Source organism: Myroides sp. JBRI-B21084 (genome assembly GCF_030545015.1).
Taxonomy (GTDB): Bacteria; Bacteroidota; Bacteroidia; order Flavobacteriales; family Flavobacteriaceae; genus Flavobacterium.
This window is the reverse complement of the sequence record NZ_CP120653.1, coordinates 954,385-980,887: the sequence shown is the minus strand read 5'-3', so window position 1 is coordinate 980,887 and position 26,503 is coordinate 954,385. Positions and strand designations below refer to the sequence as shown.

The following is a 26,503-nucleotide window of genomic DNA, read 5'->3' as shown; positions in this document are numbered from 1 at the left end:
ATGAAAAAGTTATTATACATATGCTTATTACTTGTAGCTTTAGTTTCAAAAGCGCAAACAAACGATACAATAAAGGTATATACTTACAAAGATTTTATAACCAACAATAAATATTACAAAACATTAAATGGTTGGAAATTTACTCAAGGAAATAATGATTTATGGAAAAATTTAGATTATAACGACAGCAATTGGGCAACCATAAAAGCGGATACAACAGGTAAAGTTGTAGAAAAAGAAATAATTTTTAACAAATTAGGTTGGTTTAGAAAAACTATTAAAATTGATTCAACATTAGTAGGTGTACCTTTAAGTTTTAATTTAGAACTTGGCGGAGCTTATACCATTTATTTAAATGGAGTTCCGCTTAAAACATTTGGTAAATTTTCTTCTAAAAATTCAAAATCAGTAAATTACAAATACGATATGTTTAATGAGCAATACATCACTTTTACCTTTAAAAAACCAGGTAAACAAGTTTTTGCTATTAAATACGAAAACCCTGAAATAACTAAAACCAGTAACTTTTTTGGTTTTAAATTTAATATAAGTACAATTGAAAATGCAATAGATGAAAATAATTCAAAAAATCAGGCTGTTACAGGTTTGGCAGTTTTTGCATCAATTTTAATTACACTTAGTGTATTTCACTTAATACTGTATTTATTTTATCGCGAGTTTAAACCAAACTTATTTTTTAGCCTGTTTAGCTTTAGTATGGGTGGTGCATTTATAAGTTTTATTTTGGTTTTTAAAGCATCGTACTTATTAGACAATAATATAATAGAAAAACTAATTGTTTTTTTAGTATGCTTGTCAGGTTTTGCTTTAAGCGGTTTAATAAATACCCTATTTAGTAGCAAACAGTTGCGTTTTAAAATATATTCGGTATTGTGTATAGTTGCACTATTAATTCTGCTTTTTAGCATTGAAATTAGCGGGGGTTTTATAGTACCACTTTTATTCATTTTTGCCTGTATAGAAGCTACAATTCTTTTAATTAAAGCTATTTTAAAAAAGGTAAAAGGTGCAAAAATTTTAGCAACTGGCATTTTACTCACCTTGTTTTTTTTAGTTTTAATAATAGTTTCGGTTTTAATTTTTATTGAAAACGGACATGTAAAATTTGGCAATGGTCAAAATACAGCAACCAATATTTTTATGGGAATTATTTTTATTGGCTTTATTTTATCCTTTTTTAGTATCCCCTTTTCAATGTCGGCGTATTTGGCTTGGTATTTTTCGTACATCAATGAAGAAAATGAATCAAAACTAATCGAGATTGAAAACCTAACACAAGAAAGTCTTCAACAAGAAAAAGAAAAGCAAACAACTATTGAAAACATCAACCAAGAACTAGAATCACAGGTTATAAATCGCAAAAATGAAATTGAAATTCAAAAAAGCGAAATCAAAATTCAAAATGAAAAATTAAAAGAAGAAAGGTTAAAATCTGACACACTTTTATTAAATATTTTACCAGAAGAAATTGCCTTAGAATTAAAAGAAAAAGGGAAGTCACAATCTAAATTTTTCGATAGTGTAACAATACTTTTTACCGATTTTAAAGATTTCACAAAACTTACCGAAAAAGTATCTTCAACCGAATTAATTGAAGAATTAAACTATTGTTTTAAAGAATTTGATAGAATTATTAGCAAATATGGTATTGAAAAAATAAAAACCATTGGCGATGCCTACATGGCTGTAAGCGGCTTACCTGTTAAAGACGAAAACCATGCAATAAAAATGGTACATGCCGCATTAGAAATACGCGATTTTATGGAACAATACAAACAAAAGCGTATAAATGAAGGCAAGGAATACTTTGAAATGCGTATTGGTATAAACTCTGGCGAAGTAGTTGCTGGTATCGTTGGTATTAAAAAATTCACTTACGATGTTTGGGGTACAGCTGTTAATATTGCTGCAGAAATGGAAGTTAACGGAGCAATTGGAAAAGTAAACATAAGCCAAAACACGTATCAACTAGTTAAAGAAATTTTCACAACTGAATTGCGTTCTGAAAAATTAATGGATTCACAGTTAAATATGTATTTTGTAGAAAATAAAGAACCCAATTTAAGATTTTTAGAGGTTAAAAAATTTATTATTGAAAAGCAGTTAAATGAACTTCCAAAACATTTACATTACCATAATTTAAACCATATTTTAGATGTGCACGAAGCGGTAATTTGCTATGCTAAATTAGAAGGGGTTACAACTAAAGATACAGAATTATTGCAAGTTGCCGCACTTTTTCACGATTCGGGTTTTATTGTAAAAGGCAATGGCCATGAAGAAATTTCATGTACGTTTGCTGATACTTATTTACCAGAATTTGGTTATTCTGCTATAGAAATCGAAAAAATTAAAGGAATGATACGTGCAACAAAAATTCCTCAAACACCTAAGAATCATTTAGAGCAAATTTTAGCCGATGCCGATTTAGATTATTTAGGACGTAATGATTTTGAAGAAATTGCAAATGGACTTTACGAAGAAATATTGGTTGAAAATAAAGATTTAAACAAAGAAAAATGGAACAATATTCAAGTTTCTTTTTTTGAAAACCACAAATACTTTACAGAATCAGCTAAAAGATTAAGAAACAATAAAAAAGAAGAAAATTTAACATTAATAAAATCACAAAAAAATTAGCCAAATAAAAAAATGAAAAAAATTTTAACGAACGACAGTTTTAAAGATTACTTATTTATGTTATTAGGAATTTTAAGCATAAGCTTTGCTTTAAAAAGTTTACTAATTCCTAATCATTTTTTCGATGGTGGTGTAACAGGTATTGCACTACTTTTATACAAAAAATACCACATAAACATAGCTCTTATTTTTGTAGCTCTTAACATTCCGTTTTTGCTACTTGGCGGCAAATTAATAGGAAAAACATTTGCTATAAAATCAATTATTTCGGTAATAATTTTAGGCCTTTGCTTACTTTTTATCCCTTTTCCAGAAGTATCACATGACAAATTAATTGTTTCGGTTTTTGGAGGATTTTTTATTGGATTAGGTGTTGGTTTTGGTATGAAAAGTGGAATTGCTTTAGATGGAATTGAAGTTTTAGCTGTTTATACGGGTAAAAAAGTAGGTTTTTCTATGAGCGAAATTATTTTGGGTATAAATATCTTAATTTTCTTAATTGCTGGAACTTTCTTTGGATTAGAAGCTGCATTTTATTCTATGTTAACCTATTTTGTAGCATCTAAAACAATAGACTATGTTGTAGAAGGTTTTGAAGAATTTACAGGCGTAACTATCATATCATCTAAAAGCGATGAAGTAAAAGCTTTTTTAGTACTACAAATGGGTAAAGGAATAACCGTTTATAAAGGCGAGCGTGGTTTTATGAAAGATAGTTTTGAAAAAAGTACTGAAACCGATATTGTTTACACTGTTGTAACCCGTTTAGAAGTTAGAAAATTAAAAACAGCTATACATGAAATTGATGATAAAGCCTTTATATTCTCTAGCTCAATTAAAGAAACTGCAGGAGGAATTTTAAAGAAAAAACATGCACATTAAAAACAAAAACGTCTAAATTTAGACGTTTTGTTGTTTGTAGAAAAACTACACAAGTGTAGTATTTAATTCCTTTTCTTTAAAAAAATCGTTTTTTTGAATTAGTTGTTCAAATAGGTCAACGTTTTTAAGTTTAATTTCATCACCAAAAGCATCAATATGTTTTTTATGATGAACATCGCTGCCTACAAAATCATACATATTTTCTTTTAATAAATAATCTGAAACTTCGGCAATACCACTTCCGTAATAACCGGTGCTACTTAATAAATTCATTTGAAACAAACAACCAGCACTTTTTAACTTCTTAAAACTTGCATAATCATTTTTATAAAAATTATAACGCTCAGGATGTGCTAAAATAGGCTGATATCCTTGCGAATGTAATTCCATAATAATTTCGTATAAATGTATTGGTGGATTTATGTAAGACATTTCAACTAATACATAATTATCTTTTATACACAATAATTTTTCATTTTCAATTCTTTTTAAAAAAGAATCGTCCATTAAATATTCTGAAGCTACTTTAAGTTGTTTTGTAGAAAAACCTAACTCTATTTTAACTTTATTGTATTGTTCTACAATTTGTTCTTTTGTATTTTCCCAAACTAACGGAGTTGTGTGCGGCGTTGTAATAAACTGTTTAAAACCAAACAATTGTAAACTTTCAATTAATTCACGTGTTTCTTGTAACGATTTACTTCCATCGTCTAAACCATATAATAAATGCGAGTGTATATCAACAAAATTATTAGGTATAATATCTTTTAATATTTTTCTTTTCTTAAAAAAACTAAACATTTTCCTTTTCTAATCTTCCAATTTTACTAAACTTAGGCAAAAATAATGCCAAAATAAAAGTTAAATGTAAAACGATTAAAGGGATTGCTACCATTAACAACTCAATCCCCATAAAAAGTAATCCTATAGTTGTAAATATTAAAGCAACCCAAAAAACTTTTCTATTTTTTAAAACCATTCCAACAATATATAATGGGTTATAGAAAAGAATCCACATATTTAAAAGTAATTCTTCGTGGTGTGTAAATAAACTTACAGCCAACAAAAACAAACTAAAAAGTGCAGTTAGTAAAAAATAAAACCGTTGTACATTTTTCTTTAATGCAAAAATAGCCAAAAACAATGCTATTACCCACAAAGTGTAAACAGAATTTAAATTAAAACCGTTTTTTATGGTTTGTACGTAATTTAGTTTTTTTTCACTTTTAACAATTTTTTGGTTAAATGTTAAGGCGTCTTTTAACTTTATTGGAAGAAAAATAAGCTGATTTTGCTTGTTTGTTTTGTATCCAAAAAGCAAATTAATACCTAATTTTTCAAAATAATGGTTTGTTAAACCTTCATTCAATATATAACGATATGAAAAATTATTTTTTGGGAAATTTGTTTGTAACGGAGCTGAAATTGTTTTATTTATAACATCTACAACTTTAGTTGTACAGTTGTTTTTTATAAAACCATATGTGTAATAACGATCGCTGCCTTTTAATTGTCGGTTTATTTCGTTCCAAACCGCCATTTTTTGAGAATACGTTAAATTAAGTTGTTGTTCTATAACTTCACGGTTATCGTACGTATAATCATTTATAAAATTATTAAAATCTGATACATTTAAAAAATACAACAAATCACCTTTAACAAATTTACTATAAAAATTAGGTGTTTTAAAATCAAACATTCCCCAATTGTACACCACATCTAAATTTTGGTTAAAGTCTTTAACTCTAAGTGCTGTATGTCCAAAAAGAGTATACATTTCATTACCAACCCCACATGTAAGCACGCTAATTTCGGCTTGTTCAGTTAAGTACGATGGTTGTGCTTGAAATTGTAAAAAAGAAAAACAACAAACCAGTAGTACGATTTGTTGTTTAAATTTAATTAGAAAATTATTCATTTGTTTTTGTAAAGATTCCTAAATCTAATTTTAACGAAAATATATTTGAATAAAGTGATGCACTTTGATTACCTATATCGGTTAAAGCATAATCAACTTGTATGCCTTTGTATTTAAAACCTAAACCAATGTTAGGTTGAAATGTTAGCTTTTCAGAATTATCAATTTGTAATTCATTTTGAAAATTCCCAACACCGGCTCGAACAAAAACCATTTTATCATACCCAAATTCAAAACCTGCCGATGGTTGCATACTAAATGCTGATGTAGAAATTAAGGCGTTTGTTTGATAAAATTCGGTATGTAAAACAGCCGCAGTTGTTAAATTAAATTTATCAGTTAACATAAAATCGCGTGCTACACCTATTTGTAATTTTGGTAGTGTAAGTTCAGTTGTTTCTGGAAGTGTTTGATTTTGACCTTCAACCGCACCTTTTATTTTTTCAAATTCGGCTTTATTAATATTCCAAACATTATAAGTAGTTGTAATATCGCGTGCCATCACACCAAATTTCCATTTTTCGGTATGGTACTGTAAACCAATATCTAACCCAAAACCCCATGATTTTGCAAAATCTCCAATAACCCTACGCACAATTTTTGAATTTGCACCTAAAGACAAACCGTCAACTGCTAATTTACGTGCATAGGAAATATTAAAAGCATAATCGGCAGCCGAAAATAGCGAAATACGATTGTAATCTACGTTTCCATTTTGATCAATTAATTCGGTGGTATTCATAATATCATCAACCCCAAAACGTATAGCCGAAAAAGCTACTGCACTTTTTTCATCTATAGGCATTGCAAATGCAGCATAATCATATTGTGCAATGTTTGCAAAATAACTAGCGTGCATTAAACCTACTTGTTTATCTTGTAAATACACTAAACCAGCAGGGTTCCAATACCCCGAATTTACATCGGCCGTTTGTGCAATTACACTATTTGCCATACCAAATGAAGCTGCATCTACCCCAATGTTTAAAAATTCATTAGAGTATTTTCTTGCGGTTTGTGCTTGCAAACTTACGGTTGCAAAAAGTAAAAACACTATGGATAACCTTTTTTTCACGAAAATAAATTTTACAAATATTACAAAATTTTACAATATATAAACTCTAAATACTTAGAACTTATTGTTTACATTTGTTTTAAAAATAAAAATATAAAATTCATGGCAATAAAAAAACACATTCCCAATGCAATTACACTTTTAAATTTACTTTCGGGCTTAATTGCTCTAGTTTATGCTTTTGACGATAATTTACAAATGGCATTTTTTTGGGTTTGTTTAGGAATTTTCTTTGATTTTTGGGACGGATTTGCTGCCAGAATATTAAAAGTTACTAGTCCGTTAGGTGTTCAGCTAGATTCTTTAGCTGATATGGTTACATCGGGGGTAGTACCTGGCGTGGTAATGTACCAAATGCTTTCGCATATTCAACAAAACGATGAAACTTATTTGGTTACCAACGAAACTTTTTACATGAAATTGGTACCTTTTATTGGCTTTATTATAACTTTAGGTGCGTGTATGCGTTTGGCTAAATTTAATATAGATACAAGACAAACTGATAGTTTTATAGGGCTACCCACCCCTGCAAATGCACTTTTTGTTTTAAGTATACCGCTTATTTTAAGCACAACTGCTAATGAAACACTTATAAATTTACTTAGCAACCCTTATATTTTGGTAGTTATAAGTTTTTTTAGCGCATTGATCATGAACGCAGAATTGCCTTTATTTTCGTTAAAAATTAAAAGCGACCAGCTTAGTAAAAACAAAACGGCCTTATTATTCTTGTTACTTTGCGTGGTGTTACTAATTATTTTTCAGTTTGTAGCTATACCCGTTATTATAGCCATTTATATTTTAATTTCGCTAATTTTAAGCAAAACAAAAGTATCTTTATAAAAAATAACTAAGCTAAAATTCACAATATCAACAATAAATATTGTTTTTGTAATAAGATATAAATAGTTAAATTTGATACCTAATTTACAACTACAAAAAAATAATAAAATATATCTAAAATGATCATAAAACCAAGAACAAGAGGTTTCATATGTTTAACAGCACATCCAGAAGGAACTGCCTTAAATATTAAAAATCAAATTGATTATGTACGATCAAAAGGAACAATAGCAAACGGACCAAAAAAAGTTTTAGTAATTGGTGCGTCAACAGGTTTCGGAATTTCATCTCGTATTGCAGCAGCATTTGGTTCAGGTGCAGCAACAATTGGTGTGTTCTTTGAAAAACCAGCGGCAGAAGGTAAACCAGGAACTGCAGGTTGGTACAATTCTGCTGCTTTTGAAAAAGAAGCTCAAAATGCAGGTTTGTACGCAAAATCTATTAACGGTGATGCTTTTTCTGACGAAATCAAAAAACAAACGATCGATTTAATTAAAAAAGATTTAGGAACTGTTGATTTAGTTGTTTACAGTTTAGCATCGCCACGTAGAACACATCCTAAAACAGGTGTTGCTTATGCTTCGGTTTTAAAACCAATTGGGCAACCATTTGAAAACAAAACAGTAGATTTTCACTCGGGTGTTGTTTCAGATATTACTATTAATCCTATCGATAGTCAAGAAGATATTGACAATACCATTGCTGTTATGGGTGGTGAAGATTGGAAATTTTGGATGGAAGACCTACACAACGCAGGTGTTTTAGCAGATAACGTAAAAACGGTTGCTTATTCATATATTGGACCTGAACTTACTTTCCCAATTTACCGCAACGGTACAATTGGCCAAGCTAAAAACGATTTAGAAGCTACAACTGGCACAATTAACAACATTTTAAAAGATATTAACGGACAAGCATTTGTATCGGTAAACAAAGCCTTAGTAACACAATCAAGTTCGGCGATACCAGTGGTACCTTTATATATTTCTTTACTATACAAAGTAATGAAACAAAAAGGCATACACGAAGGTACTATTGAACAAATGTATCGTTTATTTAAAGAGCGTATGTATACCGAAAATGGTGAAATTGCTCTAGATAATGAAGGAAGAATTAGAGTAGATGATTGGGAAATGCGCGACGATGTTCAAGCAGAAGTTGCTCAATTATGGAAAGAAGCTACTACCGAAAATCTTGAACAAATTTCAGACATTGAAGGATATCGCAACGACTTTTTTAATCTTTTTGGATTTAATTTCAACGAAATTAATTACGATGCCGATACCAACGAAGTTGTGAATATACCTAGTATTTAGTTCATTTTTACAAAATAAACCAAGCGTGATGTAGCAATACACCACGCTTTTTTTATATAAAACATCTATATTTTTTGTACCTTCAATAAAAAAATATGCAGGCAAAAAAAACGCAACTACAAAAACATAAGTTAATGGCTACTGGCCTATTTGTTTTAATGGCATGCATTTACATTGTAATGATGTATTTTTTAAAACACAACCCTAAAAGTTGGATGGAATACGTGCGTGCTTTTTCAGAAGCAGGCATGGTTGGTGCGCTGGCCGATTGGTTTGCTGTAACCGCCTTGTTTAAATTTCCGTTGGGAATTAAAGTACCACACACAAACCTCATCACTAAAAACAAAAATAAATTAGGCTCTAATTTAGGAACTTTTGTAAGTGATAACTTTTTAACTGCAACCACAATTAGACCCTATATTGATAAATTAAACATTAGTACCTACTTTATAAATTGGCTTAATAACAATAAAAATCAAAACCTTTTACTTACCGAAATTACTAAACTATTAAAAAACATTATTGCCAATTTAAACAACCAAACTGTATCAAATTTATTAACTACAAAAGCATTTGATTTATCAAAGGAAATAAAGCTTGAAAAATTTGCAGCTTCTAGCCTACAATATCTATTAGAAAAAAACGAACAAAACCGTTTAATTAATCATGTATTGCCAAAAGCAAAATTATATGTAGAAAACAATCGCGAATTAATTTATTTAAAAGTTGTTGAAAAACAACCTATTTTAGGTTTAATTGGTGGGAAATCGGTTACAAATCAACTAATTTCGGGTATAACTACCTTTTTTAATGAAATTGAACATAACCCAAAGCACGAAATTAGAATTACAATTACCAACTATTTACTTGATTTAGTTAGCGATTTAAATGAAAATGAAGAATGGCAATTAAAATTTAATGCCATGAAAAATGAATTTTTATCGCAAGAAAAAATATCGGAATATGCAAACGCTATTTGGCAGCGTTCAAAAACCGATACGCTAGAAAGTTTAAACAATCCGCAATCTTCTTTAAATATATACTTAACAAAAACGATTACTGAACTAATTATCACCTTTAAAAACGATACTCATTTACAAGAATCTATTAATAACTATGCTAAACAATATGTTTATAAGTTAGTTTTAAAAAACAGTAACGAAGTAGGTAAGATTATACAGCAAACAGTTGAAAAATGGGACGGACAAGAGTTAAGCGAAAAATTAGAACTTGAAGTTGGAAAAGATTTGCAATACATACGCATAAATGGCACCTTAGTTGGCGGATTAGTTGGCTTGCTTATTTATACTTTAACACAAATTTTTATATAAAAAAACAGAGGCTTTAACCTCTGTTTTTTTAATGATTTATATTTTCAATTTCGTTTGCATTATGTGTGTGCTTAAAAAACACCGCAAATAATACCGCTATTATTAACGAATATATGGCGAAACTAAGCCAAATAGAACTCCAATCTTTTAATAAAACTTCACTACTTAGTAAATCATTATTTGAAACACTAACACCAAAAGAATCTTTTAAAACCGAGAGAAACTTAGGGTTATCTGTTGTTGTATTTAATTGCGATGCTAATGCTGTAACCGAAGAAAATTTGTGAGTAAAAAATTTATCAATTACCCAACCAGCAACATTACTACCTATTACGGCTCCAAAACCGTTTGTCATCATCATAAACAATCCTTGAGCCGATGATCTTATTTTTGCATCGGTATTAGTTTCTACAAACAACGACCCTGAAATGTTGAAAAAGTCGAATGCCATACCATAAACAATACATGATAATAAAATCATCCATAGACCACCAGCAGGATCGCCATAAGCAAACAAGCCAAAACGCAATACCCAAGCTAGCATTGAAATCAACATTACTTTTTTAATACCATAACGTTTTAAAAAAAAAGGAATTGCCAAAATAAACAAGGTTTCTGATATTTGAGAAACCGACATAATTATGGTTGAATATTTAACTACAAAAGAATCTGCATAAATAGGAAAATGTTTAAACTCATCAATAAAAACATCTCCATAAGCATTTGTTAATTGTAGCGCACCGCCTAAAAACATTGAGAATATGAAAAATAAAGCTATTTTATAATTTCCGAATAACTTAAAAGCATTTAAACCTAATTGTTCGGTTAACGGTGCTTTTTTATCTATTAAACGCAATGGCGGACATTTAGGTAAAGTTAAAGCATATAATCCTAATAAAACTGCCGATGCACCTGCAATATAAAACTGACCTGCTGTTGCTTTATTACCTGTTAAATTAGTTAACCACATAGCCGCAATAAAACCAACTGTTCCCCAAACCCTAATTGGCGGAAAATCTTTAATTACGTCAAAACCTTTATTCTTTAAAATGGTGTACGATATAGAATTATTTAAAGCAATAGTTGGCATATAAAAACACATAGCCAATAGCATTACATAAAAAAAGGAAGATGGATTGTTTACTTCGGGTAAATAAAAAAGGACAAGACCGTAAAAAATATGCAATAAACCGTACAATCTTTCCGCATTAATCCATCGGTCGGCAATAATGCCTGTAAGTGTTGGAACAAAAATTGGAGCAATACCCATGGTGCCAAATACAGCTCCAAATTGTGTACCGTCCCATTTTTTGTCACCAAACCAATAATTCCCAATAGTAATTAACCAAGCACCCCATACAAAAAACTGTAAGAAGTTCATTGCAATTAACTTTGATTTTATGCCCATTTTTTTCTATTTTTTTAAGTGTGTAAAAGTATAAAATTTAATAAATAAAGCAAGTTAATCAGCATTAATTAAGTCAGTAGCTAAATTAAAAATCTTATTAAATTGTTCTTCTTTTGTTAAGTATGAATTATCTATAACAATTGCATTTTCTGCAATAATCAAAGGTGAATCGGCTCTGCTAGAATCTATTGCATCGCGTTCGGTTACATTTTTAAGGACTTCTTCAAACGAAACATTTTCATTTTTTTGTTGAAGTTCTAAATACCTACGTTGTGCTCTAATTTCTGCCGATGCTGTCATAAAAATTTTCAATTCGGCATTAGGAAAAACCACTGTACCAATATCGCGTCCATCCATCACCACCCCTTTATCTACCCCATATTGTTTTTGTTGTTGGACTAATTTAGATCGAACTTCAGAAATTGAAGCTATTTTACTTACTAAATTTGAAACTTGGATAGATCTAATGGCACTTTCAATATTATTATTATCAAGATACATTTCGGCAAAACCTAAATTTTCATTAAATTTAAAAGATAAATTTATTAATGATAAACTGTTTAATAACGCTTCCTTATCTAAGAAATCTTCACCAACAAAACCTTGTTGCATAGCAAAGTAAGTAACTGCGCGGTACATTGCACCTGTATCAACATAAATATAGTTTAGGGCTTTTGCCAATTGTTTTGCTAATGTGCTTTTGCCTGTTGATGAATGCCCGTCTATTGCAATGGTTATTTTTTTCAAAACAAATAATTTTTGCTATAAAAGTATTACAGTTTAACCGATAAGCCAAATAAATTGGTGTTTCCGGCTAAAGTAAATCGGTTATGTGCGTATTCTATTTTAAATCGTTTTACTTGCAAACCAAAACCTGCAGTAAACCCTGCAAAATGGCGTTGTTCTAAAATGCGCATTTCTTCGCCGTTTCTAAAATTATAACCCAAGCGAATATTAAAATTTTTCTTTGGAAATAATTCAACTCCAAATACTACGTGACGCATTATATTGTTACCAAAACTAACTTTTTCTTCAGTTACTTTATTTTCTAAGTCGATTTCTGAACGATTGGGATTTGAAAAAGAAACATCCCATTGTTGTAAATTTTCAAGAGAAAAATGCCAACGAATAGGCACATTTTCTAACAACTTACTTACCCCTACAACTGCTTCAAAAGGCAATGATTCACGGGTGTCTTCGTAACTAGAAAGTTGCCCACCCAAATTTTTAAAAGTTAAACCTACGGTCCAACCTGTATCTTCGTTATGGTATAAACCGCCAATATCAGCAGCAACTGCAAAAGAATTATAGTTTTCTAATGATGATGAAATTGCCTTTAAATTAGCCCCTACCGAAAAGTTAGTATTGTTAAGTGGTTGTGCGTAACCTACAGAAACGGCTACATCGCTACCAGAAAAAGTACCCGTATTCAAACCATTTTCGTCGTAACCATCAATCGATCCGTAGCCTAAATACGTAACGCCAACATGAAAATTTCTTCTATTTTTAAGTTGATGTGCATAAGCGGCCGCACCTAAGCTAATATCGCCATAATAGCTACCAAAATTTGCAGCTAACATATTGTTCATACTGCTGTTTAAAGCTGCGGGGTTGTAAAGCACCTGATTAACATCGTTACCAGTTATAGTAACATTTGTACCACCTAATGCTGCTTGCCGTGGCGATGTAGGCATTTGTAAAAATTGATAAGCGTCTCTTCCGCCAACCTGTGCAAATGCGGCTGAAACGGTAATAAATGAAACTAACGTGAATACTTTACGCATGTTTAGTAAAATTACATGTTAACGAATATATAACATTATAACGATAGAATAAAAAAAAAGGTATGTTTTTAGCATACCTTTTTTCATTTTTTTTAAGCTTGTGTTAGATTTAACTGTTTAGCATTTTTAACTTTTTGATTGGTTAAAGCTAAATCAATCACTTCGGTCATTTTATCTACGTAATGAAACGTTAAACCTGTTAAATATTCCGGTTTTATTTGATCAATATCGCGCTTGTTTTCTTTACAAAGAATAATTTCTTTAATATTTGCGCGTTTAGCAGCTAATATTTTTTCTTTAATCCCTCCTACCGGAAGTACTTTACCACGTAAGGTAATTTCGCCGGTCATGGCTACATTTTTCTTTATTTTTCGTTGAGTAAAGCTTGAAACCATTGATGTTAACATGGCAATACCTGCCGATGGACCATCTTTTGGTGTTGCTCCTTCTGGTACGTGTACGTGAATTTTGTATTTATCGAATAATTTTACATCAATACCAAATAAATCGCTGTTTGATTTTATATACTCTAGCGCAATTGTAGCCGATTCTTTCATTACGTTACCCAAATTACCTGTCATGGTAAGTGTTCCTTTTCCTTCAGATAAAATTGATTCTATAAACAAAATATCGCCGCCAACACGTGTCCATGCTAAACCAGTAACTACACCTGCTACTTCGTTTGTTTCATACTTATCGTAATCATATTTTGGTGCCCCTAAAATGGTTACTATATCTTCTTCGGTTAGTTTTTCGTTATAATCTTCTTCTAAAACAATAGATTTTGCTATATAACGGGCAATAGTTGCCATTTGTTTATCTAAATTTCTTACGCCCGATTCACGTGTATATTTAGTTACAATAAATTCCATAACCTTTTTAGAAAGCGCAACCGATTTTGCATCTAAGCCATGTTCTTTTAATTGTTTTGGAAGTAAATGCTGACGTAAAATTTCGATTTTTTCTTCAATTGTATAACCGTTCATTTCAATTACCTCCATACGGTCTAACAACGCAGGTTGTATAGTATTTAAACTGTTTGATGTTGCAATGAACATTACTTTAGATAAATCGTATCCTAACTCTAAAAAGTTATCATAAAACTCTTTATTTTGTTCAGGATCTAAAACTTCTAACATTGCGCTTGACGGATCGCCTTGATGGCTGCTAGTAAGTTTATCAATTTCATCTAAAACAAAGACTGGATTTGATGTTTTTGCCTTTTTTATAGATTGAATAATACGCCCTGGCATAGCACCAATATAGGTTTTACGGTGTCCGCGGATTTCGGCTTCATCGCGTAAACCTCCTAAAGAAATACGCACATACTCGCGCCCCAACGCCGTTGCAATAGATTTACCAATTGACGTTTTACCAACACCTGGTGGACCGTATAAACACAAAATTGGCGATTTCATATCGTTTCTAAGTTTTAAAACAGCCATGTGTTCAATTACACGGCGTTTTACATCTTCTAAACCATAATGTTCTTTATCTAAAATCTTTTTGGCATTTTTTAAATCGAATTTATCTTTAGTAAATTCATTCCAAGGCAATTCTAAAAGTAACTCTAAGTAATTTCTTTGAATAGAAAATTCAGCAACTTGTGGATTCATTCGTTGCATTTTACCTAATTCTTTATCAAAATGTTCTTGAATTTTTTTATCCCACTTTTTTAATTGCGCTTTTTTACGAAGTTCTTCAAACTCTTGTTCGTGCGATACACCACCTAATTCTTCTTGAATGGTTTTAATTTGCTGATGTAAAAAATATTCTTTTTGTTGTTGATCTAAATCAACGCGCACTTTTGTTTGAATATCGTTTTTTAAATTTAGTTTTTGCAATTCAATATTCATACGGCGCAATGTTTCTAACGCACGATCTTTTAGATTGTTCATTTCTAAAAGTGTTTGTTTTTCGGTAGCATCTAAATTTAGGTTTGAAGCTACAAAATTTACTAAAAACGAATTGCTTTCTATGTTTTTTATTGCAAAAGCTGCTTCTGAAGGAATGTTTGGATTTTCACGAATAATTTCCTGAGCGGTTTCCTTTATGGTTTCAATAATTGCATTAAACTCTAAATCGTTCTCTAAAGGTTTAATTTCAGCAACTTCTTTTGTAGCTGCTTTTAAATAGGGTTCTTCTTGCAAAATAGCATCAATAGCAAAACTTTTTTGCCCTTGTAAGATTACTGTAATATTACCATCGGGTAATTTCAACGTTTTTAAAATTTTTGCTACGGTTCCAAAACGGTGAATATCGTTACCCGTTGGCACTTCAACCGATTCATTTATTTGTGCAACAACACCTATGGTTTTATCACCAGCTAATGCGTCGTTAATTAATTTAATTGATTTATCGCGACCAGCTGTAATAGGTAAAACCACACCTGGAAACAAAACCATATTTCGTAAGGGTAAAATACTTAATTCAGAAGGAATTTCTTCTTTACTCATTGCTTCTTCATCTTCTGGTGAAAACAATGGTATAAAATCTACATTTGCATTAATGTCTTGAAGTGACAAACTGTCTAATGATATTATTTTTTCTTGTGCCATAAATATTTTATAAGTCAAAATGTCATTTATTTTAATAAATAACATTTTTAAACATGCTTTTTATTATACTTTAAATATAACTTATAAGTGTTTCAATATTTATGCCAATAAAAAAGCCTTACGTAAGTAAGGCTGTATTTTAGTAATTTAAGTAACTAAATGTACCGTTTGTTAATTTTTGCGGCATTAATTCTGGTTCTTCTGCCGGTGGATATAAGGTAAAATCGAAATTACCGTTTAAATATTTTGCTGTACTGTTTACATACGTAATGTTAGCGTAACCTGCATTTTGACTTTCATCTGCATTAGCTGTAGAATAAGTATACCAAACTTTTTGTATTACATCATTTTCATCTGGAACTAATTCTTGTATCGTGATAGATGCACTACTTAATAAATTAGACATTGATGTTGGAAAATTACCAACAACTAAACTATTAAAGTTAACATACAAATATGCTGGTTTGTAACGTGTTTCTGGGTTTGATGTATCTTCTTCGTCTAGTATCGATAATTTAGCTGTAATTGTCATACCACCTGTTGGAAATCCTACAGAAACATCATTAGACACAACTTTTTGTTTTGCATTTAAATCAAAGCTAAAAAGAGGTTTACCTCCTAAGCTAGTATCTTTTACATAACCATCTACAGGTTCTGTTTCACATGATGCAAAGCCAACAGCTAAAGCTATGGATGCTAAAACGTATTTTAATTTTCTCATAAGATTTCAATAAGAATGTTAAATTTAACCAAAAATAAAATTAATATTTTAATTACAAAAGTATTTTAAAAAAATATTACTCATTTTAACTACTTTGTTCTTTTTTTGCTGTTTTAAACAACAAAAATATTCCAATTGCAAAAAATACTACTAAAAACAAAATAGCATTTTGCATTTTACCAGTTAGTTGTGCAACTAAACCATAAACTAACATACCTATTACAATACCTATTTTTTCGGTAACATCGTAAAAACTAAAAAACGAAGTAGTATCAGCCGTATTTTGTGGAATTAATTTTGAATACGTAGAACGCGATAACGATTGAATTCCGCCCATTACCAAACCTACTAATGCTGCAACAATATAAAAACTAACAGGTTTTATTATAAAATAAGCCGCAATACAAATTAATATCCAAGCAATATTTATAATAATTAACGTTTTTAAATTTCCTATTTTTTTAGATAATTTTGAAGTAAGTACAGCACCTACAACAGCTATAATTTGTATTAAAAGTATGCTAACAATTAACCCTATTTGTCTTTGTGAACTACTTTCCCATTGAACCTCTTTTTCGCCAAAATACGCAGCAATAATCATTACAGTTTGTACAGCCATACTGTAAACAAAAAAAGCACTTAAGTAACTTTTTAATACCTGATAATTTTTTAATTGCTTGTAGATTTTTTTTAATTCGTTAAAGCCTAAAAACAAGGTTTTTGACGATATTTTATTGTTATTGCGAAAATTAGGTAAGTTTTTATATGAAATTTGACTAAAACCTAACCACCAAATTCCAACTAAAACAAACGAAGCTTTCATGGCATGTGTGTCAGAATTAAATCCAAAAACATCAAACTTCATTACAAGCGCTAAACATATAATTAGCAATATTACCGATCCTATGTATCCTAATGAATAGCCTTTTGCCGAAATAGCATCTTGCTGTTCAGGTAAAGCAATATCGGGTAGATATGAATTATAAAACACCAAACTTCCCCAAAAACCAATCAACGCCAACATATAAAAAAGCAAGCCTATATACAAGTTTTCCAGATTAAAAAAATAGAGCAACATACACGAAATTGATCCTATAAAACAGAACAATTTCATAAAAAACTTTTTGTTACCTAAATAATCTGCTACACCTGATAATATGGGAGATATAAAAGCAATTATTAAAAAACCAATAGCAGTTATATAGCTAATAACTGATTCACTTGGGGTATTGATTCCAAAAAAAGAAACCGAAGTTTGATTTGCAGAACGGAACAAATCGCCATAAAACAAAGGAAATATTGACGACGATATCACCAACGCATATACCGAGTTAGCCCAATCATAAAATGCCCATGCATTTAAAACTTTTTTTTCTCCTTTTTTAATTAAATCCATATAAATTAGTGAATTAAAAAAGCAGTTTTTTCAACTGCTTTAACTTGTTATTTAAAACTTTTACCAAATTTTTTGGCTTCAGCTTTGGCTTCAGGTATTAATTTTTGAATGTTTGCAATACGAGTTTGATCACTTGGGTGTGTACTTAACATTTCAGGCGCTTTACTACCACCTTGCGCAGACATACGTTGCCAAAATGATAATGCATTATCAGGATTATATCCTGCAACAGCCATTAAAATCAATCCAATTCTATCAGCCTCAGATTCATGTTTTCTACTAAAAGGCATCATACCAGCAATATTACTACCAGCACCATAAGCTGCCATTGCTTTTTGTTGTGTTTCTGCACTTGAATTACCAGTAGCTGCAGTAACGCCTATGGCACCTAACTGTTGTAAAACCGATGCACTCATACGTTGTTGCCCATGATTTGCTAATGCATGTGCAACTTCGTGCCCCATTACGGTAGCTAAACCGGCTTCACCCTGTGCAACTTTCATTAAACCGGTGTAAACAACAATTTTACCCCCAGGCATACACCAAGCATTCACAGCGTTATCTTGCACCAATTTATACTCCCATTTGTAATCTTTCAGGTAATTAGCATACCCGTTAGACTTTAACCATTGTTCTGCTGCGCCTTTAATTTTTTCACCTACACGGTGAACCATTTGGGCATCGCTTGTACCTGTAACTACCTTATTTTCTTTTATAAATGTAGAATATTGTTGAAACGATGATGCAAATAAAGAACTATCTGGCACAAATGCCATTGTTTTTTTTCCCGTAAAAGGATTTGTTGCACACGAAAGCACTAAAGCTGCTATTGCACATAATGTGATAACTTTTTTCATAAAACTTTATTCTTTAATCATTTAAATTTTTCTAAAAATATAAAATATTCCCAAGAATACCTTTTAACTTTGTGTGTAAATTTATGAAATCATGACTAAAAAACAAGCAAAAGTTTTACAGGTTCCTCAATACATTAAAAACACCTCGCGCGTGTTAGGTATGTTAAATAAAAATTTAGCAGCTGCTTTTGCTTTAAAGTTATTTGAAACACCTATAAAGTACAAAATGCCAAAACGTGAACTAAAAATGTTCAACGAATCACACAAATACAAAATAACACTACCAAATTGTAAAAAGGACATTACTGTTTACGAAAATCTTACTGGTGAAAAAAAAGTACTGCTTGTACATGGTTGGAACGGCAGGGGTACACAATTAGTAACTATTGCAAAGGCTTTTAAAGCTTTAAATTATTCTATTGTTAGTTTTGATGCACCAGGGCATGGCAAAAGCACAAAAGCAACTACAAATATGAAAGATTTTATTGAAGCTATTTTTGAACTTAACTCGAAATACAATGGATTTGATGTAGTTGTAGGGCACTCATTAGGGGGTATGAGCATTATTAACAGCATGGGGCGTGGATTAAAAGCACAAAAAGCCATTATAATAGGTAGTGGCAACAAAACAAGCGACATTACTGAAGATTTCTTAAAAAATATAGGTATGTCGCGTAAAATAGCTCCAATACTAACCAACCTTTTTGAACGTAAATACAACGACAAAATGGTAAATTACGATGTGGAACAACACGCACAAAATGTACAAATTCCTGTATTAATATTTCATGATATTAACGATAAAGATGTACCTTTTACAGCTGCAGAAACAATACACAATAAAATACAAAACAGTCAATTAGTACAAACCACAGGTTTAGGACACCGTAAAATTTTAGGAGATGAAACAGTTATTCAAAAAATCATTCAATTTGTTGCCCATTAAAATATTTTGGATATTTTTATGTTTGCAATTAGTTGCTTGTAAAGAACACCAAGCAAACGCACAAAATACTAAAACTATGACAGAAAAAGATTGGAAAACAAAACTAACACAAGAAGAATATTATGTGTTGAGAGAAAAAGGAACCGAAAGACCTTTTACAGGCAAATTCAATAACTTTTTTGAAAAAGGTTCATACGTATGTGCAGGATGCGGACACAAGCTTTTTAATTCGGATGCTAAATTTGATTCTTCATGCGGATGGCCTTCATTTGATCAAGCAATTGAAGGTAGTGTTATTTACACAAAAGATACTTCGCATGGTATGATACGAACCGAAGTTACTTGCGCAAATTGTGATGGCCATTTAGGACATGTTTTTGACGACGGGCCTAAAGAAACTACTGGCACACGCTATTGTATGAACTCGGTTTCGTTAAAATTTGTACCTGCAAATTAATTTAATACAACATCTTAACTTCTTTTAAATTATAACACATTAAATCGTCATTTTCTAGTTGCACAACCAGCTGTCCATGACGATTTACTTCTTTTATAATACCATTAAAAAGTCCTCCTACTTTGTTTTCAAAAGTACTTACCATATCTTTTCTAAATAAATGCTCGTGATAAAAACGCCATTCCTTTTCACTTATATTTGCAGCGTTTAATATAGCTTCTTTTAAAAATGCAACTATTTTTTGCAACAATTCTTCTTTATTAATTTCGATACCAAACTGATTTAAAATAGATGATGCCTGCGGAAAACCTTCAAAATCGGTTTGATTTAAATTTATTCCAATACCAACAATTGCCGAAAAACTGCCAGATGATTTAATAGTGTTTTCAATTAAAATACCAGCAATTTTTTTATTAACTGCCAAAATGTCGTTTGGCCATTTTACCCAAATATCTGTTAAATTAAAAAAATACAGCGCCTTTAAAACTGCATTTGCAACCATAATATTAAGCGTAAACAAATGTTCAATTAACAAATACTTTTCACTAACATAAACGCTAAAAGTTAGGTTATTAGCACCTTGGGTTACCCAACTTGCCCCCATTTGTCCCTTTCCATTGGTTTGTACATCGGCCCAAACAACTGTAAAATCAGAAACTGGGTGATTAACTGACAGTTGTTTTAAAAAATTGTTTGTAGAAGGTGTGGCACTGAGTTTGATTAAATGCATTATAAATAGTATCTTTAAGACAAAAATAACTTTTAAGACGATACAATTTGATAAATTTGCAATAATAAAGTACAAAATACATACATGAACGAAAACAAAAAGAACAACGAAGCTTTATTAGCTTTGATTATTGAAGGTATAGAAAACGTAAAAGGAGAAAATATTACTATTTTAGACTTAAGAGCTATTGAAAACACTGCTTGCGATTATTTTATAATTTGCGATGGAAACTCTAACACACAGGTTAACGCCATTTCAGGGTCTGTACAACGCACCGTATCTAAAGAACTAAAAGATAAACCTTGGCATGTAGAAGGCACAACCGAAGCAAATTGGGTTTTAATGGATTATATAAACATTGTGGTTCATATCTTCCAAAAAGAAACTCGCGAATATTACAATATAGAAGACTTGTGGGGCGATGCCAAAATTACCCAAGTTACTTCTAACCAATCAACCCTATAATTTATGAAAAATCCCGTAAATAACAAGCCCAAGTACAATCCTTGGATGCTGTATGCAGGTCTTATTTTAATACTTTTTGCAATATCATTTACTACTAGCGGTGGAAGTTTGGGCGACGGAAAAACAATTAGTCTTTCTAAATTTTATCAATATTTAGATGGTAACCAAATTGAAAAAGTTGTTTTTAACAATACATCGGCTCAAATTTTTATAAACGATGCTGTAAAAAGCACAGCAGAACATAAGAAAAATAATAAGCCTACGTTTTTAAGCGATTTATCAACAGGACCAGATTATACTGTTGAAATTGCAAATAAAGACTTGTTTGAAGAGCGTTTATCACAAGCCTTAACACAAGGTAAAATTAAAGAATTCACAACAGAAAGAGAGAGTAATTGGGGATCTATCTTGCTATCGTTACTACCAATTATTCTAATCCCTGTTGTTTGGATTTTTATGATGCGAAGAATGGGAGGCGGCGCTGGAGGCGGCGGAGGTCAAATTTTTTCTATTGGCAAATCTAGAGCACGTTTGTTTGATGAAAAAAACGATACCCGCACAACATTTAACGATGTTGCCGGATTAGAAGGTGCAAAAGAAGAAATTCAAGAAATTGTAGAATTCTTAAAAAACCCGCAAAAATACACCTCGATAGGTGGTAAAATACCAAAAGGAGCCTTGTTAGTAGGTCCTCCAGGAACAGGTAAAACCTTATTAGCAAAAGCGGTTGCTGGTGAAGCACAAGTACCTTTCTTTTCACTATCTGGTTCAGATTTTGTTGAAATGTTTGTAGGTGTAGGTGCATCGCGCGTACGTGATTTATTCAAGCAAGCAAAAGAAAAATCGCCAGCTATTATTTTTATCGATGAAATTGATGCCATTGGTAGAGCGCGTGGAAAATCAAACTTCTCTGGATCAAACGACGAGCGCGAAAACACATTAAATCAATTATTAACCGAAATGGATGGTTTTGGAACAAACACCAACGTAATTGTGTTAGCAGCAACCAACCGTGCCGAAATTTTAGACAAAGCATTATTGCGTGCTGGACGTTTTGACCGCCAAATTTATGTTGATTTACCAGACGTTAATGAACGTAAAGCTATATTTGAAGTACATTTAAAGAAAATTAAAAAGATTGAAAATTTAGATGTAGAATTTCTTGCAAAACAAACCCCAGGATTTTCAGGTGCTGATATTGCAAATGTTTGTAACGAAGCTGCACTTACTGCTGCTCGTAAAAACAAAACAGAAGTTGACAAACAAGACTTTTTAGACGCAGTTGACAGAATTGTTGGCGGTTTAGAAAAGAAAAACAAAATTATTACACCCGAAGAAAAATACGCAATTGCTATACATGAAGCTGGTCATGCAACAGTATCGTGGTTAACCGAACACGCAGCGCCATTAGTAAAAGTAACAATTGTTCCGCGTGGTATGAGTTTAGGTGCTGCTTGGTATTTGCCAGAAGAACGCCAAATTGTTCGCACTGAACAAATGTTAGATGAAATGTGTGCTACAATGGGCGGTAGAGCTGCCGAAAAAGTGGTATTTAACAAAATATCAACTGGGGCTTTAAGCGATTTAGAAAAGGTAAATAAACAAGCCCGTGCAATGGTTACCATTTATGGTTTAAACGACTCATTAGGTAACATTACATATTACGATTCATCGGGTCAAAGCGAATATAATTTCTCTAAACCTTATTCAGAAGAAACAGCAAAATTAATTGATAAAGAAATATCAACTTTAATTGAAGGGCAATACCAAAGAGCTATTGATTTGTTAACCGAAAATAAAGATAAATTAATAGAATTGGCTAACTTACTTTGTGAAAAAGAAGTTATTTTTAGAGAAGATTTAGAAGAAATTTTCGGTAAAAGACCGTTTCAAACAGTAGAAACAATTGAAACTACTTCAGAATCAAACACCGAAGTTATTTAAAACGAACATTTTAACACAAACTATAAAAACTTGGTTTAACACACTGTTAAACCAAGTTTTTTTTTATCTTTGAACTATAATGGCCCTTAAATTCTATTTTATTAGCCAATGAATATATTTAAAAAAATTTTTAGTAGTTTTTCTTCTTCGCATCAAAACAAAAATGACGAGGAAAGTAAATACTTGCCTGAAAAAGAAATACCCGTAGACGAGCAATTCACTCATAATTTTAAAAAAAACGGAGGTAAATTTTTGTATTGTGAAAATGAAGAAGAATTAGAAGAAAACTTTATTAGCATTTTACAAGAAAACGATTGGTTTGAAATGGAAGCACTAACTTTTGAAAAAGAGTTGTATCCTTTTTTAATCGAAAATAAATTAAACTATAAAAATCCTACAAATCCAGTTTTTTTACTAACAAGTTGCGAAGGCTTAATTGCCCAAGATGGTTCTGTTTTACTTTCATCAAAACAAATATTTCATCATAAACCTAACGATTTACCTAAAAATATTATTGTAGTTGCAAAAACAAGTCAAATTACTCGTACAAAAAGCGATGGCTTAAGTGCTATAAAAAATAGGTACAAAAATGAAATACCAACAAATATAACCACAATGCAATGTTTTAAAGAAAACAAAAACGACGATTTTTTGCAATACGGTATACAACCTAAAAATGTGTATTTGTTGTTATTAGAAAATTATTAAGATGAGTGAGGTTGTAAAACGCAGTATTTCGGGTATATTATACATTATAGTATTGGTAAGTGCCTTACTTTATTCTAAAAACACATTTATTGCATTATTTTTATTTTTTTACGTTATTGGGGTATATGAATTTTGCAAGCTTTTTAAAATTAATTTAGTTTTAGGTTACGTTTGCGCTGCTTTTTGGGCAATTTCTTATATTTTTTTAAACAATACAGCCTATAACAACGCTTTTTTAATTGTTTTACCATTTAGTATTTATTTACTTTACGGTTTGTTTACAAACACTAACTTTATAAAAAACAATACTTTACAAAAACTATTACACTTATCAGGTTATGTAATATTACCCTTTATTATTATCACCCAACTACCCTATTTTTTAGGCCAATACACACCCGTTTTACTGTTAAGTATCTTTATAATGATATGGTGTAATGACACTTTTGCTTATATTTGTGGTAAATTATTAGGTAAACACAAATTATACGAAAAAATATCGCCAAAAAAAACAATAGAAGGTTTTATAGGCGGTTTACTTTTTACACAACTTGCTGCTTACCTATTATTTATTTATACAAAGTTAGATTTATCGTTAACATTTTGGTTACTAATTGGTTTAGTGATAAGTTTTATTGGTACGATAGGCGATTTAGTAGAATCTAAATACAAACGCTTAGCTGGTGTTAAAGACAGTGGTGCTATAATGCCTGGTCATGGTGGTATTTTAGATAGGTTAGACAGCATTTTGTTTGCTGCACCGTTTTTATTTTTAATTTATAAAATTGTAATGTAATGTTTCATAAAGAAGGCGCTAAAATAATTTTATTTTCACTTTTAATTGCTGTAATTGTTATAATTGGGGTTGAATACTTAATTTCAACACCTTGGATTATAAAAACCATACAAATAATTACGCTACTTTTGTTAGTAGTTGTTTTACAATTTTTTAGAAATCCAAACAGATCCATCCAAAACATATCTGATCATTTAATATTAGCTCCGGTAGATGGAAAAGTTGTGGTTATTGAAGAAGTTTTTGAACCAGAATATTTTAAAGACAAACGCTTAATGGTGTCAATTTTTATGTCGCCAATTAACGTACACGTTACCCGTTACGCATTAAATGGTATTGTAAAATACAGTAAATATCATCCAGGTAAATACTTAGTAGCGTGGCATCCAAAAGCTAGCGAAGAAAACGAACGCACAACAGTGGTAATAGAAAACCCTGTTTATGGCGAAGTAATGTATAGACAAATTGCGGGCGCTTTAGCTAAACGAATTGTGAATTACGCAAAAGTTGGCGAAAAAGTGTACCAAGGAAACGACGCTGGATTTATTAAATTTGGTTCTCGTGTAGATTTATACCTACCGTTAGGTACTAATGTAAATGTGGTGTTAAATCAAAAAGCACGTGGTAATAAAACCGTTATAGCAAACAAATAAATGAATAATAACCTAGATTTTTTGTTTACACAAGCTTATGAAAAAGCTTCAAATACAAAGGTTCTATTAGCGCCTGATATTAGGTTGCGCTTATATGCCTATTTTAAACAAGCTACTTTAGATTATTCACATAGTTTTGTTCATCAGGATATGGATTTAGTTCGCGGTTTTAAATTTAATGCATGGACACAAGTTTCGCATTTAACTCAAGATCAAGCTAAAAAATTATATATAGAACTTGTTAATTCTTTAAAACTATAACTCGTATGAAAAAAAATATTTTAGTACTTACAAGTGTTTTATCACTTTTTTTAATTGGATGTAAAGACAAAGAAGAACTAATAGAAGTTGATGTACCAAGTGCAAATGCTACTGAAACAAAAGCATCTGTAGGTGATCCAAAAAGTGTTGTTGCAAACCAAGGTGCTTTTCAAATGAAAGGACTAAATTATGGTTATAACGACTTGGATCCGTATATGGATGCACAAACGGTAGAAACTCACTACAGCAAACATCATCTAGGTTATTGCAATAAATTAAACGATGCTGTAAAAGGTACTCCTTTAGAAACTATGTCTATTGAAGAAATTTTACGTGACTTAGATTTAAAAAATTCTGCTTTAAGAAACAATGCAGGTGGCTACTATAACCACAATATTTTTTGGGAAATTTTAGCTCCAAAAGCAGGAGGCAAACCTACTGGTAAAATTGAAGAATTAATTGTTAAAGACTTTGGTAGCTTTGATGCTTTTAAAACGCAATTTACCGATGCTGCTAAAGGATTATTTGGTTCGGGTTGGGTTTGGTTAGTATATCAAAACGATGGTACTTTAAAAATAACTACAACCATAAATCAAGACAACCCTTTAATGCCTAATGCTGAAATTAAAGGATATCCATTAATGAATTTAGATGTTTGGGAACATGCATATTATTTAAAATATAAAAACGACCGAGCAAAATATATTGAAAACTTTTGGCAATTAATTGACTGGAGTAAAGTAGAATACAGAATGTCTTTAATGCAACAATAAAAAAAATCGCAGTTTAAAAT

At 31.0% G+C, this 26,503-nt stretch carries 25 protein-coding genes; 14 read left to right on the top strand and 11 right to left on the bottom strand.

Annotation, left to right across the window (positions count from 1 at the left end; all coding sequences use genetic code 11):
• Nucleotides 1-2,661, top strand: coding sequence for an adenylate/guanylate cyclase domain-containing protein (locus P3875_RS04795; RefSeq protein ID WP_303445139.1), 2,661 nt, complete (start codon nt 1-3; stop codon nt 2,659-2,661).
• A 12-nt stretch (nt 2,662-2,673) separates the two neighbouring features.
• Complete coding sequence (locus tag P3875_RS04790; protein WP_303445138.1) at nt 2,674-3,543, top strand: YitT family protein; 870 nt, start codon at nt 2,674-2,676, stop codon at nt 3,541-3,543.
• Between the two features lie 45 nt (nt 3,544-3,588).
• Here the strand turns inward: P3875_RS04790 and P3875_RS04785 are convergent, their stop codons facing one another.
• Genes P3875_RS04785 through P3875_RS04775 form a run of 3 tightly spaced genes read right to left on the bottom strand, consistent with a single transcriptional unit; the run spans nt 3,589 to nt 6,536 of the window.
• Complete coding sequence (locus P3875_RS04785; RefSeq protein ID WP_303445136.1) at nt 3,589-4,344, bottom strand: tyrosine-protein phosphatase; 756 nt, start codon at nt 4,342-4,344, stop codon at nt 3,589-3,591.
• Nucleotides 4,337-5,461 (bottom strand): lipoprotein N-acyltransferase Lnb domain-containing protein, encoded by a 1,125-nt coding sequence (locus P3875_RS04780; protein ID WP_303445135.1) that lies wholly within the window; start codon nt 5,459-5,461, stop codon nt 4,337-4,339. Before P3875_RS04780 ends, P3875_RS04785 begins: the two co-directional genes overlap by 8 nt.
• Nucleotides 5,454-6,536, bottom strand: coding sequence for a PorV/PorQ family protein (locus tag P3875_RS04775; protein WP_303445134.1), 1,083 nt, complete (start codon nt 6,534-6,536; stop codon nt 5,454-5,456). The genes P3875_RS04780 and P3875_RS04775 overlap by 8 nt, the downstream gene beginning before the upstream one ends.
• Before the next feature lie 108 nt (nt 6,537-6,644).
• Between P3875_RS04775 and P3875_RS04770 the strand changes: the two genes are divergently transcribed.
• The 3 genes from P3875_RS04770 (at nt 6,645) to P3875_RS04760 (ending at nt 10,026) form a co-directional block, all read left to right on the top strand.
• Nucleotides 6,645-7,379 carry a CDP-alcohol phosphatidyltransferase family protein gene (locus tag P3875_RS04770; RefSeq protein ID WP_303445418.1) on the top strand — a complete coding sequence of 245 codons (735 nt, stop codon included), beginning with the start codon at nt 6,645-6,647 and terminating at the stop codon, nt 7,377-7,379.
• Nucleotides 7,380-7,498: 119 nt separating this feature from the next.
• A complete protein-coding gene (gene fabV, locus P3875_RS04765) occupies nt 7,499-8,695 on the top strand; it encodes an enoyl-ACP reductase FabV (protein ID WP_303445133.1) in 1,197 nt (398 codons plus the stop codon).
• A gap of 134 nt (nt 8,696-8,829) precedes the next feature.
• Nucleotides 8,830-10,026, top strand: a complete 1,197-nt coding sequence (locus P3875_RS04760; RefSeq protein WP_303445132.1) for a DUF445 domain-containing protein — start codon at nt 8,830-8,832, stop codon at nt 10,024-10,026.
• Between the two features lie 28 nt (nt 10,027-10,054).
• On the opposite strand, the gene P3875_RS04755 is transcribed toward P3875_RS04760, so the two are convergent.
• From P3875_RS04755 to P3875_RS04725, 7 genes are all read right to left on the bottom strand, one after another.
• On the bottom strand, nt 10,055-11,434 hold the full coding sequence (locus P3875_RS04755; RefSeq protein WP_303445131.1) for a nucleoside permease: 1,380 nt from the start codon (nt 11,432-11,434) through the stop codon (nt 10,055-10,057).
• Nucleotides 11,435-11,488: 54 nt separating this feature from the next.
• A complete protein-coding gene (cmk, locus tag P3875_RS04750; protein WP_303445129.1) occupies nt 11,489-12,181 on the bottom strand; it encodes a (d)CMP kinase in 693 nt (230 codons plus the stop codon).
• A gap of 26 nt (nt 12,182-12,207) precedes the next feature.
• Nucleotides 12,208-13,218: a type IX secretion system protein PorQ gene (gene porQ, locus P3875_RS04745; protein WP_303445127.1), complete on the bottom strand. Its 1,011-nt coding sequence runs from the start codon at nt 13,216-13,218 to the stop codon at nt 12,208-12,210.
• 92 nt (nt 13,219-13,310) lie between these two features.
• On the bottom strand, nt 13,311-15,776 hold the full coding sequence (lon, locus tag P3875_RS04740) for an endopeptidase La (protein WP_303445126.1): 2,466 nt from the start codon (nt 15,774-15,776) through the stop codon (nt 13,311-13,313).
• Nucleotides 15,777-15,915: 139 nt separating this feature from the next.
• The gene (locus P3875_RS04735) at nt 15,916-16,497 is read right to left on the bottom strand and encodes a hypothetical protein (protein WP_303445124.1); all 582 of its coding nucleotides are present in this window, start codon (nt 16,495-16,497) and stop codon (nt 15,916-15,918) included.
• A gap of 85 nt (nt 16,498-16,582) precedes the next feature.
• Nucleotides 16,583-17,893, bottom strand: a complete 1,311-nt coding sequence (locus tag P3875_RS04730) for an MFS transporter (RefSeq protein ID WP_303445123.1) — start codon at nt 17,891-17,893, stop codon at nt 16,583-16,585.
• A gap of 47 nt (nt 17,894-17,940) precedes the next feature.
• A complete protein-coding gene (locus P3875_RS04725) occupies nt 17,941-18,750 on the bottom strand; it encodes a M48 family metallopeptidase (RefSeq protein ID WP_303445121.1) in 810 nt (269 codons plus the stop codon).
• A 91-nt stretch (nt 18,751-18,841) separates the two neighbouring features.
• On the opposite strand from P3875_RS04725, the gene P3875_RS04720 reads away from it, so the two are divergent.
• Nucleotides 18,842-19,696, top strand: a complete 855-nt coding sequence (locus tag P3875_RS04720; protein WP_303445119.1) for an alpha/beta fold hydrolase — start codon at nt 18,842-18,844, stop codon at nt 19,694-19,696.
• Nucleotides 19,653-20,153: a peptide-methionine (R)-S-oxide reductase MsrB gene (msrB, locus tag P3875_RS04715; protein ID WP_303445118.1), complete on the top strand. Its 501-nt coding sequence runs from the start codon at nt 19,653-19,655 to the stop codon at nt 20,151-20,153. The genes P3875_RS04720 and msrB overlap by 44 nt, the downstream gene beginning before the upstream one ends.
• A gap of 1 nt (nt 20,154) precedes the next feature.
• On the opposite strand, the gene P3875_RS04710 is transcribed toward msrB, so the two are convergent.
• Nucleotides 20,155-20,883, bottom strand: coding sequence for a biotin--[acetyl-CoA-carboxylase] ligase (locus tag P3875_RS04710; RefSeq protein ID WP_303445117.1), 729 nt, complete (start codon nt 20,881-20,883; stop codon nt 20,155-20,157).
• 84 nt (nt 20,884-20,967) lie between these two features.
• Between P3875_RS04710 and rsfS the strand changes: the two genes are divergently transcribed.
• The 7 genes from rsfS to P3875_RS04675 all read left to right on the top strand — a co-directional run bounded on the left by rsfS (nt 20,968) and on the right by P3875_RS04675 (nt 26,483).
• Nucleotides 20,968-21,348, top strand: a complete 381-nt coding sequence (rsfS, locus tag P3875_RS04705; protein ID WP_303445116.1) for a ribosome silencing factor — start codon at nt 20,968-20,970, stop codon at nt 21,346-21,348.
• A 3-nt stretch (nt 21,349-21,351) separates the two neighbouring features.
• Nucleotides 21,352-23,292: an ATP-dependent zinc metalloprotease FtsH gene (gene ftsH / locus P3875_RS04700; protein ID WP_303445114.1), complete on the top strand. Its 1,941-nt coding sequence runs from the start codon at nt 21,352-21,354 to the stop codon at nt 23,290-23,292.
• Nucleotides 23,293-23,400: 108 nt separating this feature from the next.
• Nucleotides 23,401-24,000, top strand: coding sequence for an LUD domain-containing protein (locus P3875_RS04695; protein ID WP_303445113.1), 600 nt, complete (start codon nt 23,401-23,403; stop codon nt 23,998-24,000).
• Between the two features lies 1 nt (nt 24,001).
• Complete coding sequence (locus P3875_RS04690) at nt 24,002-24,796, top strand: phosphatidate cytidylyltransferase (protein ID WP_303445112.1); 795 nt, start codon at nt 24,002-24,004, stop codon at nt 24,794-24,796.
• Entirely contained in the window at nt 24,796-25,449 is a 654-nt protein-coding gene (locus P3875_RS04685; RefSeq protein ID WP_303445111.1) for a phosphatidylserine decarboxylase family protein, read from the top strand. Before P3875_RS04690 ends, P3875_RS04685 begins: the two co-directional genes overlap by 1 nt.
• Nucleotides 25,450-25,710, top strand: a complete 261-nt coding sequence (locus tag P3875_RS04680) for an acyl-CoA-binding protein (RefSeq protein ID WP_303445110.1) — start codon at nt 25,450-25,452, stop codon at nt 25,708-25,710. It abuts the gene before it with no gap.
• Between the two features lie 5 nt (nt 25,711-25,715).
• The gene (locus P3875_RS04675) at nt 25,716-26,483 is read left to right on the top strand and encodes a superoxide dismutase (protein ID WP_303445109.1); all 768 of its coding nucleotides are present in this window, start codon (nt 25,716-25,718) and stop codon (nt 26,481-26,483) included.
• The last annotated feature ends 20 nt before the right edge of the window (nt 26,484-26,503 follow it).